The sequence below is a fragment of the Bradyrhizobium sp. 18BD genome, from assembly GCF_054185225.1.
In genome coordinates this window covers 361,043-373,265 of the sequence record NZ_JAVAYL010000002.1, presented here as the reverse complement: position 1 = coordinate 373,265, position 12,223 = coordinate 361,043, and the positions used below count along the sequence as shown (strand labels likewise).

The window sequence follows — 12,223 nt, the reverse complement described above, 5'->3', positions numbered from 1 at the left end:
TATGTCCTTGGCAGCGATTGTTCCCCGTGCTTCGCTGGCGCGGATATGGCGGGACCATGACGAGGTGGGGGATGGCCGGGCGTGACCAGCTCGACGGCGTCGATCTGAAAATATTGTCCGAGCTGCAGCAGGACGGGCGGGTTCGCAACAACGAGCTGGCGCTGCGCGTCGGCGTGTCCGCTCCGAATTGCCTGCGGCGGCTGAAATCGCTGTTCAGCCGCGGCGTGATCCGGGCGGTGCGCGCCGTCATCGACGAGCGGCGGCTCGGCTATGAGGTGGTGTCGTTCGTCTCGATCCAGCTCGGCAGCCAGGCCCAGCCGGTGCTGGAGGCGTTCGAGAGCTCGATCGCCGCGATCCCGCGCATCCAGCAGTGCTGGCGGATCTCGGGCGACACCGACTATCTGCTCAAATGCGTGGCGCCGAGCGTCGAGAGCATGCGCCAGCAGCTCTTGCACTTCGCCGCGATGCCGAACGTGAAGAACGTCCGCAGCTTTCCCGTGCTTGGCGTCGCCAAGGACGTGCCGCTACCGCTGCAGGAGGTCGCGGCGGCGTCGGCGGGATAGGGGGACGCGTTCGTGATCCGGAGTTCACAAAAGCCGAAGCAATTACCTGTCAGATATGCTTAGTAACTCACCTAACTGTGACATGTGATTTGCGAAGCCCTGCAATGCGCCGGATCGTGATTGCCGGCTCCGGCGCGCTGCCTAGATGCAAGGTGTGAACCTCGGCCTGCGTCGCAAGCTGGGGATGCTTTTGTGGGACCCTAAGCAGGAAAAGACATCATGACATCGACTTCGAGGACGATCGCAGCGTCTGCTGCGACGCTGTTTGCGTCTGCGTTTTTGGTTCTGTCGGCGCCGGCCGCGAAGGCCGACGATTACTGCATTACCAACGGCGCCCAGGCCGCGCATGGTTGCGGCTTTCCGACGATGGAAGCCTGCCGCCAGGCGGCCGGCGGCATCGGCGGCACCTGCTCGCAGGCCGGCGGCGCCAAGACCACCAACGACGCGCTCGCTTTCCAGCCGAAGCAGGCCAAGCAGCCCAAGGCGCGCGCGGGTGCGCAGAACTAACGCCTGAATTCGAGACCAGTTTCCAGACTTCGCGGCATCCGGGATCTCTCCCGGAGGCCGTTATTTTATGACAGCTACGCGACAGCGTGCGTCAGCGATACCGGCCGCGAAACTCGCGCGGGGAGGCGCCGGTCCAGGTGCGGAAGGCCCGCGAAAAGCTCTTCTCGTTGCGAAAGCCCGCGATCTCCGCGATCCGCTTGATCGGGGTGCGGCCGCGCATCAGCTCCTGTTTCGCCAGCTCGAACTTCGCTTCTTCCTTGAGGTCGCGCAGCGAGGTCGCTTCCTCGCGCAGCCGGCGATGCATGGTGCGGGTCGAGAGCGCCAGCTCGCTCGCGACATCCTCGGCGCCGAGGCTGCGGCCGCGCGCGTCGCGCAGCACGCGGCGGACGCGCTCGACCAGCAGCCGGTCGCGCCGGTAGGGCAGCACGGTCAGCCGCAACGCGCCCTTGAGCATGTTGTCGAGATCGGCGGCGCTGCGCGTGAGCGGCAGCGAAAGATAGTGCTTGTCGAAGATGATCGACGCGCGCGCGGCGTCGAAGCGGACGTTGCGGCAAAAGATGGTCGGATAGACCGAGACATGGCCGGGCTCGGCGTGCGGGAATTCCGCAGCGCGCAGCGCGATCCGGGAGTCCACCGCCCAGCAGGAGAAGCCGAGCACGTAGCGGAGCAGGGTGACGAGGCAGAATTCGCGCAAAGGTCCGAGGTCGCGCAGCTCGCGGATCGAGACGGTCGCGGTCTCCTCGCCGACCTCGATATCGAGCAGCACGTCTTCGGTGAGCAGGCGGTGATGGCGGCACCAGCGCTTGAGCGCCACCTCCAGCGTCGGCGCCGTGATCGAGGCGCGGCATAGCATCCCGTAAGTGCCGAACGGCAGGCGGCGCGAGAACCAGCCGAGCGCCTCGTCGTCGAGCTCGCGCATGGCGTGGCCCGCCAGGGCCTCGAACTGGGCGGCGGTAACCCGCCCGTCCGGAGAATTGACAAGGTCTGGCGGTACCTGACCCCGGCTCAGTGCCTCGGCTGGGTCCCGTCCGTACCGCGCATAGGCGGCAACCACGCCGCGGACGAAGGCGGCGGGGGTCACGGCACGGCGCGGGATCGCGGTTGCGGCTTGAAAAGGCATCGGAACTCCCCGGAAATCCTCGCCAAGTTTGGCGGAAAATGCAACCTTTTCGACCGCAGAAGGGCCCCGATGCCGCTAGGTTCGGTGGCCAAAATACGGAGGAATCGCCTTGAACATCCCGAGCATCGACTTCGATCTGGGCGAAGACATCGGCATGCTGCGCGACACGCTCCGCGCCTTCGTGGAGGCGGAGATCGCCCCTCGCGCGGCGGAGATCGAGAAGGCCAATCTATTCCCGGCGGACCTCTGGAAGCGCCTCGGCGACCTCGGCCTGCTCGGCATGACCGCGCCGGAGCAATATGGCGGCTCCAACATGGGCTATCTCGCCCATATCGTCGCCATGGAGGAGATTTCGCGCGGTTCGGCGGCCGTGGGCCTGTCCTACGGCGCCCATTCCAATCTCTGCGTCAACCAGATCCGCCGCAACGGCAATGACGCGCAGCGGCAACGCTATCTGCCAAAACTGATCTCCGGCGAATATGTCGGCGCGCTCGCGATGTCCGAGCCCGGCGCCGGCTCCGACGTGGTCTCGATGAAGCTGCGCGCCGACAAGCGCGGTGATCGCTACGTTCTGAACGGCTCGAAAATGTGGATCACCAATGGCGGCGATGCCGACGTGCTGGTGGTCTACGCCAAGACCGATCCGGAGGCCGGCCCGCGCGGCATGACCGCCTTCCTCATCGAGAAAGGCTTCAAGGGCTTCACCCACGGCCAGCATCTCGACAAGCTCGGCATGCGCGGCTCCAACACCTATCCGCTGTTCTTCGACGAATGCGAGGTGCCGGCGGAGAACGTGATGGGCAAGGTGGGCGAGGGCGTCAAGGTGCTGATGTCCGGCCTCGACTATGAGCGCGCGGTGCTGTCGGGTGGCCCGCTCGGCATCATGGCGGCCTGCATGGATGCTGTCGTGCCCTACATGCACGAGCGCAAGCAGTTCGGCCAGCCGATCGGCGATTTCCAGCTCATGCAGGGCAAGCTCGCCGACATGTATGCGACCTGGCAGTCGGCGCGCGCCTATGTCTACGCGGTCGGGCGCGCCTGCGACCGCGCCGATCACGCCCGCTCGCTGCGCAAGGACGCGGCGGCCGCGATCCTCTATTCCGCGGAGAAGGCGACGTGGATGGCCGGCGAGGCGATCCAGGCGCTCGGCGGCGTCGGCTACACCAGTGAATTTCCCGTGGGCCGGCTCTGGCGCGACGCCAAGCTGTACGAGATCGGCGCCGGCACGTCGGAAGTCCGCCGCATGCTGATCGGCCGCGAGCTGATGACCGAGACGGCCTAGAGACACGACGCAATTGGAATTGCCGCGGAACTGGGCCAACGTGTCCGCGGCCTCTCTCAGACATCACCAGCCACGCGGGAAATAAATGCCGCTTCATTCCAGCATCGATCCGTCCTCTTCAGACTTCGCGCGCAATTCCGAATCCATGCGCGGCCTCGTCGCAGATCTGCGCGAAAAGCTCAGCCAGGTCGCCGGCGGCGGCGGTGAAGCCTCGCGCAACCGGCACACCTCGCGCGGCAAGATGCTGGCGCGCGAGCGCGTCGACCTGCTGGTCGATCCCGGCACCTCGTTCCTGGAGCTGTCGCCGCTGGCGGCCTACGGCCTCTATGGCGGCGATGTGCATTCGGCGAGCGTCGTCACGGGAATCGGGCGCATTTCGGGACGCGAATGCATGATCGTCGCCAACGACGCCACCATCAAGGGCGGCACCTATTACCCCATGACCGTGAAGAAGCATCTGCGCGCGCAGGACATCGCGCGGCAGAACAATCTTCCCTGCGTCTACATGGTCGATTCCGGCGGCGCCTTCCTGCCGCTGCAGGACGAGATCTTTCCGGACGAGCGGCATTTTGGCCGCATCTTCTACAATCAGGCGCAGATGTCTTCGCAAGGCATCCCCCAGATCGCGGTCGTGATGGGCTCCTGCACCGCGGGCGGGGCCTATGTACCTGCCATGTCGGACGAGAGCATCATCGTGCGCAACCAGGGCACCATCTTCCTCGGTGGCCCGCCGCTGGTGAAGGCCGCGACCGGCGAGGTCGTGACCGCGGAGGAGCTTGGCGGCGCCGACGTGCATTCGCGGCAGTCGGGCGTGACCGATCATTACGCCCAGAACGATGCCCACGCGATCGGCATTGCCCGGCGCATCGTCGGTACGCTGAAACCATCGGTGCGGCCGAACCTCAACATGCATCCGCCGCGCGATCCACTCTTTGCGGCCGAGGAGATCTACGGCGTGGTGCCGGTCGACGGCCGCAAGCCGTTCGACGTACGCGACATCATCGCCCGCGTGGTGGATGGCTCCGAATTCGACGAGTTCAAGAAGCTCTACGGCACGACGCTGGTGTGCGGATTCGCCCATATTTGGGGCTATCCGGTCGGCATCATCGCCAACAATGGCATCCTGTTCAGCGAGAGCTCGCTGAAGGGCGCGCATTTCATCGAGCTGTGCTGCCAGCGCGGCATTCCGCTGGTGTTCCTGCAGAACATCACCGGCTTCATGGTCGGCAAGAAATACGAGGCCGGCGGCATCGCGCGCGACGGCGCCAAGCTCGTGACGGCGGTTGCGACCGCCTCGGTACCGAAATTCACCGTGGTGATTGGCGGCTCCTACGGCGCCGGCAATTACGGCATGTGCGGCCGCGCCTACTCGCCGCGCTTCCTGTGGATGTGGCCGAATGCGCGCATCTCGGTGATGGGCGGCGAGCAGGCCTCGATGGTGCTGAGCCAGGTCCGCCGCGACAATATCGAGGCCAAGGGCGATAACTGGTCGAAGGAAGAGGAAGACAAATTCCGCAAGCCGATCCGCGACCAATATGAGAGCCAGGGGCATCCTTACTACGCGACAGCGCGTCTGTGGGACGACGGCGTGATTGATCCTGCCGACACCCGCCTCGTGCTCGGGCTCGGCCTCTCGGCGGCGTCGAATGCGCCGATCGAACCCACGAAATTCGGCCTGTTCAGGATGTGATGCGATGGACCGCTCAAAGCTCTACCGCCGTTTTCGCACGCTCCTGATCGCCAACCGCGGCGAGATCGCCTGCCGCGTCATCCGCACCGCCCGCGCCATGGGCCTGCGCACCGTCGCGGTCTATTCCGAGGCCGATCGCGATGCGATGCATGTCGCGCTCGCGGATGAAGCCGTGCTGCTCGGGCCGGCGCGCGCCCGCGACAGCTATCTCAGTGTCGAGCGGCTGATCGAGGCGGCCAAAAAGACCGGCGCCGAGGCCGTGCATCCCGGCTACGGTTTTCTGTCGGAGAATGCCGAGTTCGCGCAGGCCTGCCTCGATGCTGGCCTCGTCTTCGTTGGCCCCACGGCCGAGATGATGACGGCGATGGGCTCGAAGTCGGGCTCGAAGGCGCTGATGGAGAAGGCCGGCGTGCCGCTGGTCCCCGGCTACCACGGCGACGCGCAGGACGATGCGACGCTGGCGAAGGCGGCCGAGAAGGTCGGTTTCCCGATCCTGGTGAAGGCCTCGGCCGGCGGCGGCGGCCGTGGCATGCGCATCGTGCGCTCGGCAGCCGAGCTTGGACCCGCGATCGTCAGCGCCAAGCGCGAGGCCAAGGCCGCGTTCGGCGACGACCGCATGCTGATCGAAAAATACGTCGACAATCCCCGGCATATCGAGGTGCAGATCATCGGCGACAGCCACGGCAATCTGCTGTCGCTGTTCGAGCGCGAATGCACCTTGCAGCGCCGCCACCAGAAGGTGATCGAGGAGGCGCCGTCGCCGACGCTCAACGCTGCCCAGCGCGAGACCGTCGGCGCCGCTGCGCGAAAGGCGGCGGGCGCGGTGAACTATGTCGGCGCCGGCACCATCGAGTTCGTCTCCGACGGCAAGGACGTGTTCTTCATCGAGATGAACACGCGCCTCCAGGTCGAGCATCCCGTCACCGAGCTGATCACCGGGGTCGACCTCGTCGAATGGCAATTGCGCGTCGCCTTCGGCGAGGCCCTGCCAATGAAGCAGGACGAGATCAAGCTCAACGGCCACGCCGTCGAGGCCCGCGTCTATGCGGAGAACCCGACCAAGAATTTCATGCCGTCGGTCGGCAGGATCTCGACCTGGTGGTTGCCGGCCGAGACCGGCGGCCTGCGTATCGATGCCGGCTATCGCGAGGGTGATGCCGTCTCGCCGTATTACGACGCCATGCTGGCCAAGATGATCGCCTGGGCGCCGACGCGGGATGTCGCGATCGAGCGGCTGAACCGGGGGCTGGAAGAGTCCGACGTTCGCGGCATCGTCACCAACATCCCGTTCCTGTCGGCGCTGATGACGCATCCGAAGGTGCGGACCAATGCGATCGATACCGGCTTCATCGAGCGCGAACTGGCGGTGCTGACGCAGGCTTCGGCGGCGCCCGGCGAGCTCGAGCTCTGTGCCTCGGTGGCGGCGATCGTCAACGACGAGCGGCAGGCGGCGCAAGGCGAGGCGAATTCGCCTTTAAATTCGCCTTGGCAGACCTTTGGCTGGCAGCCGGTCGGCCGCCGCCAGCGCAGTTTTTCCTTCCGCGTCGGCCATGGTCCCGAGCAGAAGGTCGCGCTGAATTATGGCAGCGGGCCGTCCACGCTGGTGGTTGGCGAGCGCGAACTGGCGTTCACGGTTGTGCCGAAGGAGGGCGGCTTCGACCTGACGCTCGACGGCGTCAAATCGTCCGTCGCCGCCGTGATCGACGGTCACGAGCTGTATTTGCGCACGCGCAACGGCCGCTTCGACTTGCACTGGGTCGATCCGTTCGGCGGTGAGAGCGAGGAGCATGTCGGCGAGGACAAGATCTCGGCGCCCTTGCCGGGCACGGTCGTCGCCGTGCTGGCCGAGGAGGGCGCCAACCTCGACAAGGGCGCGCCGATCCTCACGCTGGAAGTGATGAAGATGGAACAGACGCTGCGGGCGCCCTATGCCGGCGTGTTGAAGTCGATCAAGTGCAAGGTCGGCGACATCGTGCAGGAAGGCATCGAGCTCGCGGTGGTCGAACCGTCGGGAGAATGAGATGAGCGATTCCGTCCGCATCATCGAAATGGGGCCGCGCGACGGTCTCCAGAACGAGAAGACGGCGGTCAGCGTCGAGGCCCGCATTGCCTTCATCGAGGCGCTGGTCGCGGCCGGCCTCGATACGGTCGAGGTCGGCGCCTTCGTCTCACCCAAGGCGATCCCGCAAATGGCAAGCTCGGACGCCGTGCTGCGCGGCGTCAGCCACGTCAAGGGCGCGGAATTCCACGTGCTGGTGCCGAACGAGAAGGGCTATGACTCAGCCCGCGCCGCCGGCGCCAAGGTGGTCTCGGTGTTCGCGGCGGCCTCGGAAGGTTTTTCGCGCGCCAACATCAATTGCACGGTCGCGGAGTCCATCGAACGGTTCAAGCCGGTTCTGGCGCGCGCCAAGGCCGACGGCGTGCCGGTGCGCGGCTATATTTCCTGCGTGCTCGGCTGTCCGTTCGACGGCGAGATCAAGCCGAAGGCGGTCGCTGATCTCGCCAATACGCTGTGGGAGCTCGGCTGCTACGAGATCTCGCTCGGCGACACCATCGGCGTCGGCACGCCGAGTAACGCAAAAGACATGCTGCGCGCGGTAGCCGCCAACATCCCGCCGGCAAAGCTCGCGATGCATTTCCACGACACGTATGGGCAGGCACTCGCCAATCTCTATGCCGGCCTGGAGGAGGGCGTCCGCGTGATTGATGCTGCCGCCGGCGGTCTCGGCGGTTGCCCCTACGCGCCGGGCGCGACCGGCAACGTCGCGACCGAGGATGTCGTCTACATGCTGGAGGGCATGGGCGTCAGGACCGGCGTCGATATGGAGAAGCTGCTCGCGGCCACGAACGCGATGAGCGGCGTGCTGGGCAAGCCGCCGGTGAGCCGCGTGGCGTCCGCGCTGAACGCGAAGAAGAAGCGGGGTGCTTCCTAGTTCTCCGTCATTGCGAGCCACCGGGTCCGCGCGAAGCGCGGCCCGATGACAGGCTCCGCGAAGCAATCCAGCGTCCCTCCGCGGAAAAATTCTGGATTGCTTCGTCGCAAGGGCTCCTCGCAACGGAGAGACACGCCGTCAGGCCGCCTTCAGCCCAACGTCCGGCAGGCGCGGCCGGTTCTTGAGCGCCTTGACCATCATGGCCTCGACCTCGGCCTTCTCCTGCGGCAGCAGGGCGAGGCGCGGCGGGCGCGTCAGCGCGGTGCCGCGGCCCATGATGTGCTCGCACAGCTTGATGCACTGGACGAGGTCGGGACGTGCATCGAGGTGCAGCAGCGGCATGAACCATTCGTAGAGCGGCATGGCCTCGACCAAGCGGCCGGCCTTGGCAAGGCGAAACAGCGTCTCGCCCTCGCGCGGGAAGGCGTTCGACATGCCGGAGACCCAGCCGACGGCGCCCATCGCGACGCTCTCGACGATGACGTCGTCGAGGCCCGCGAACAGCACGAAGCGGTCGCCGACCATGTTACGGGTATCGATGAAGCGGCGCGTGTCGCCCGAGGAATCCTTGAAGCAGACGACGGTCTCGACGTCGGCCAGCGAGGCCAGGATGTCGGGGGTGACGTCGTTCTTGTAGATCGGCGGATTGTTGTAGAGCATCACCGGCAGGTCGGTCGCGCTGGCGACGGCGCGGAAATGCGCGGCGGTCTCGTGCGGCTTGGACGAATAGACCAGGGCCGGCATCACCATTACGCCGTCGATGCCGACGCGCGCGGCTTCCTTGGCCGTCTCGACCGCGAAGGCCGTGGTGAATTCGGCGATGCCGCAGAGCACGGGGACGCGGCCGGCGGCGACGGACTTCGCCGTCTCCATGATCGCGACCTTCTCCTTGCGCTCGAGCGAGGTGTTCTCGCCGACCGAGCCGCAGACGATCAGGCCGGAGACGCCGTCGCGGATCAATCCGTCCATGACCTTCGCGGTCGCGTCGATGTCGAGCGAGAGATCATCGTGGAATTGAGTGGTGACGGCCGGGAAGACACCTTCCCAGGAAACGCGGCGGGGCATGAGTTTTCTCCAGATGGAAACGCCGGCGGGGGCTGGGGCCGCCGGCTGTTGTGAAAGGGATGGGGAATCGGATCAGAGCGTCGCGCCGACCTTGCGCAGCTCGGCGAGAACGGGAGCCTTGGGCAGCCAGATCTTGTCGAACTCGGCGATGACGGCCTCGGTGTCGCCGGTCGGGACCTGGCGGATCGGGATCGGGGCGTTCTTGAAATTCTCGATCAGCGCGGGCTCGTTGCCGGCGAGCTCGTCGATCTGGGCGTCGAGCGTCGTCTTCACCGTCTTGGCGATCAGCTCGCGGTCGGCGGCCGGGAGCGACTGCCAGACCCGGCCTGAGACAACAGCGGCCATCGGCATGAAGACGGCATTCATCTGCAGGATCACCTTGGAGACCTTGTCGAAGCGCTGGTTCCAGGAGAATTCGAGATCGGCCTCGAGGCCGTCGACCTGGCCGTTGGCCATCGCGTCGAACACCTGCGGCGTCGGGATCGGCGTTGGGGCTGCGCCAAGCGAGGAATAGAAATCGCGATAGACCGGCGTCGGGTTGATGCGCAGCTTCATGCCCTTGATGTCGGCGAGGCTCGTCAGATCTTTGGACGAGAACACCGCGCGCATGCCGGTGATGCCCCAGCCGAGACCGATCGTGCCGGTCTCCTGCGGCAGCACCTCGAACAGTTTCACCGCCGCCGGATGCCGCACGAATTTCGCCACCGCCGGTGTCGAGCGCACGATATAGGGCGCGTTGATCGCGGCGATGTGTGGCACGCGCGAGCCGAGCTCGGCGGCCTGGATGAAGCCCATGTCGAGCGCGCCGGACTGCAATTGCTGCATCATCGCCGGCTCGTTGCCGAGCTGGCCGGAGTGGAACACGGTCAGGGTCAGGCGGCCGTTGGTTGCAGCCTTGAGGTCGTCGCCGAATTTGAGCGCGGCCTTGTTCCAGGAATGGCCGTTCGGCGTGATCAGGCCGAGGCGGAATTCCTTGGCCTGGGCGAGCGCCAGCGACGGCGCAAACACCGATGCGGCGGCGCTGGCGGCGAGAAAGCGACGGCGTGAAAGCGGCATGATCGGGCTTCCTTTTGAACGGGCCTATTTGATGAGGATCAGCGAGAGCGAGGGGTAGAGCGAGAGCAGCACCAGGAGGACGCAGGAGATGACGAAGAACGGCAGCGTCACCATGAACATCTTGCCGGGCTTGGCGCCGGTGACGGCGGCCGCGACGAAGAAGCAGAGCCCGACCGGCGGCGACAGCAGGCCGAGCACGAGGTTGATCACCACCACCACGCCGAAGTGCCGGGGATCGATGTGGTAGACGTCGGTTGCGACCGGCAGCAGGATCGGCACGGTCATGATCAGGCCGGGAATGCCGTCGATCACGGTGCCGATGATCAGCAGGATGACGTTGCAGATCAGCATGAAGCTGATCGGGTCTTTTGCGGCGGACTGGATCCAGCCGGCGGTCTCCTGCGGCACCTTGCCGAAGATCAGGACCCAGGAGAACACGGCGGCGGCCGCGACCAGGAACAGCACGATCGCCGAATAGATCGCGCTGCGCAGCATCATCTGCGGCAACTGGGAGAACTCGAATTCTCTCGTCCAGTATTTGCCAACGAGTGCCGCTGCGACGGCGCCTACGGCGGCGGATTCCGTCGCGTTGGCGAGGCCGCTCAATATGGTGCCGACGATGACGATCGGGATCAGCAGCGTCGGCGACGTCCGCAGGATCGTCATCAGGCGCTGGCGCGGCGTCTGATAGTCGGCGCGGGGGTAGTTATACATGTATCCCATCAGCGCGATGACGAGGCAGAACATCACGGTGAGGATGACGCCGGGCACGATGCCGGCGATCAGCATGTCGCTGACCGAGACCTGCGCGAGGACGCTGTAGACCACGAACATCACCGAGGGCGGGATGATCGGGCCGAGCATGCCGCCATAGGCGGTGAGGCCGGCCGCAAAGGTCTTGTCGTAGCCCTTCTTCTCCATCTCCGGCACCATGATCTGGGCCATGATCGCGACCTGCGCGGTGGCGGATCCCAGGATCGAGGAGATGAACATGTTGGCGAGGATGTTGACGTAGGCGAGCCCGCCCTTGAGCGAGCCGACGAAGGCCATCGCCATGTCGACGATACGCCGCGTGATGCCGCCGCCGTTCATGATCTCGCCGATCAGGATGAACAGCGGGATGGCGATCAGGCCGTAGCTGTCGACGCCGCCGAACAGCTGCAGCGGATAGGACTGGAACAGCACCGGATTGCCGGATGCCGCGATGTAGACGAGACCGGCGAGGCACAGGCAGAGGCCGATCGGCACGCCGACCAGCATGATCGCGACGAAGGCAGCCGACGTGACCATCAATTGACCCCGTCCAGTTCGGAGAGCTCGAAGCCCTTCGGCGGCGTGCGCGGCACCAGCCCGAGATCTTCCAGCAGATTGGCGAGGCCGTGGATGGTCATCGACGCCGCGAAGATCGGCAGCGTCAGATAGAGCACCCAGGTCGGCCAGTTCAGCGTCTGGGTGTGCTCGGTGTAGAGGAAGTTGAAGGTCTCGGCGGCAAGCTTGCGCCCGTCGAAGCCGGCGCGGGCGAGCCCGAACGGATCCATCCAGAGCACGCAGGTGATGATCAGCGCGACGCCGAACACCACGACGAGGCCGGTCGAGATCACCTTGGCGATCTTCTGGTGCTGTGCCGACAGACGTTCCGTCAGCATGGTGACCGCGAAGTCGAGCCGCAGCCGCGTCATGGCGGAGGCACCGACGAAGGTCAGCCAGACCACACAATAGACCGCGGATTCATCGATCCAGTAGATCGGGAAGCGCGCGTAGCGGGTGACGACGTTCACCAGGATCAGGCCAGTGAGCAGATACATCAGTCCCATCAGTGCGACGCGCTCGACGGCGAGCAGGGCGCTGGAGGCACGGACGACCAAGCGTCGGACGCTGAATGCGCGCGTGGCCGGCATCGTCTGCTCGCTCATGGAAGAGGCCCCACACCCCGAAAATTGTCGTGCTATCGGCAAGTGTATAAATTATACATTCGGGGTGTCAAACGGGAATTGCGGTCATTTCGGC

11 protein-coding genes are annotated in these 12,223 nt (G+C 65.6%); 6 read left to right on the top strand and 5 right to left on the bottom strand.

Annotated elements, in window-relative coordinates; genetic code table 11:
* Positions 1-71: 71 nt before the first annotated feature.
* A complete protein-coding gene (locus tag RAD16_RS04910; protein ID WP_458156743.1) occupies positions 72-563 on the top strand; it encodes an Lrp/AsnC family transcriptional regulator in 492 nt (163 codons plus the stop codon).
* 219 nt (positions 564-782) lie between these two features.
* Positions 783-1,070, top strand: coding sequence for a DUF3551 domain-containing protein (locus RAD16_RS04905; RefSeq protein ID WP_458156742.1), 288 nt, complete (start codon positions 783-785; stop codon positions 1,068-1,070).
* 91 nt (positions 1,071-1,161) lie between these two features.
* Here the strand turns inward: RAD16_RS04905 and RAD16_RS04900 are convergent, their stop codons facing one another.
* Entirely contained in the window at positions 1,162-2,190 is a 1,029-nt protein-coding gene (locus tag RAD16_RS04900; protein WP_458156741.1) for an AraC family transcriptional regulator, read from the bottom strand.
* Positions 2,191-2,344: 154 nt separating this feature from the next.
* Here RAD16_RS04900 and RAD16_RS04895 point away from each other — a divergent pair, with 154 nt between their 5' ends.
* The 4 genes from RAD16_RS04895 to RAD16_RS04880 all read left to right on the top strand — a co-directional run bounded on the left by RAD16_RS04895 (position 2,345) and on the right by RAD16_RS04880 (position 8,095).
* Positions 2,345-3,472, top strand: coding sequence for an isovaleryl-CoA dehydrogenase (locus RAD16_RS04895; protein ID WP_458156952.1), 1,128 nt, complete (start codon positions 2,345-2,347; stop codon positions 3,470-3,472).
* A gap of 85 nt (positions 3,473-3,557) precedes the next feature.
* The gene (locus RAD16_RS04890) at positions 3,558-5,162 is read left to right on the top strand and encodes a carboxyl transferase domain-containing protein (protein ID WP_458156740.1); all 1,605 of its coding nucleotides are present in this window, start codon (positions 3,558-3,560) and stop codon (positions 5,160-5,162) included.
* 4 nt (positions 5,163-5,166) lie between these two features.
* A complete protein-coding gene (locus RAD16_RS04885) occupies positions 5,167-7,182 on the top strand; it encodes an acetyl-CoA carboxylase biotin carboxylase subunit (RefSeq protein WP_458156739.1) in 2,016 nt (671 codons plus the stop codon).
* 1 nt (position 7,183) lies between these two features.
* Positions 7,184-8,095: a hydroxymethylglutaryl-CoA lyase gene (locus RAD16_RS04880; RefSeq protein ID WP_458156738.1), complete on the top strand. Its 912-nt coding sequence runs from the start codon at positions 7,184-7,186 to the stop codon at positions 8,093-8,095.
* 138 nt (positions 8,096-8,233) lie between these two features.
* On the opposite strand, the gene RAD16_RS04875 is transcribed toward RAD16_RS04880, so the two are convergent.
* From RAD16_RS04875 to RAD16_RS04860, 4 genes are all read right to left on the bottom strand, one after another.
* The gene (locus RAD16_RS04875; protein ID WP_458156737.1) at positions 8,234-9,160 is read right to left on the bottom strand and encodes a dihydrodipicolinate synthase family protein; all 927 of its coding nucleotides are present in this window, start codon (positions 9,158-9,160) and stop codon (positions 8,234-8,236) included.
* A 72-nt stretch (positions 9,161-9,232) separates the two neighbouring features.
* Positions 9,233-10,216 (bottom strand): TRAP transporter substrate-binding protein, encoded by a 984-nt coding sequence (locus tag RAD16_RS04870; RefSeq protein WP_458156736.1) that lies wholly within the window; start codon positions 10,214-10,216, stop codon positions 9,233-9,235.
* Between the two features lie 24 nt (positions 10,217-10,240).
* The gene (locus tag RAD16_RS04865; RefSeq protein WP_458156735.1) at positions 10,241-11,506 is read right to left on the bottom strand and encodes a TRAP transporter large permease; all 1,266 of its coding nucleotides are present in this window, start codon (positions 11,504-11,506) and stop codon (positions 10,241-10,243) included.
* Positions 11,506-12,114: a TRAP transporter small permease gene (locus RAD16_RS04860; RefSeq protein WP_458156951.1), complete on the bottom strand. Its 609-nt coding sequence runs from the start codon at positions 12,112-12,114 to the stop codon at positions 11,506-11,508. Before RAD16_RS04860 ends, RAD16_RS04865 begins: the two co-directional genes overlap by 1 nt.
* Positions 12,115-12,223: the final 109 nt, after the last annotated feature.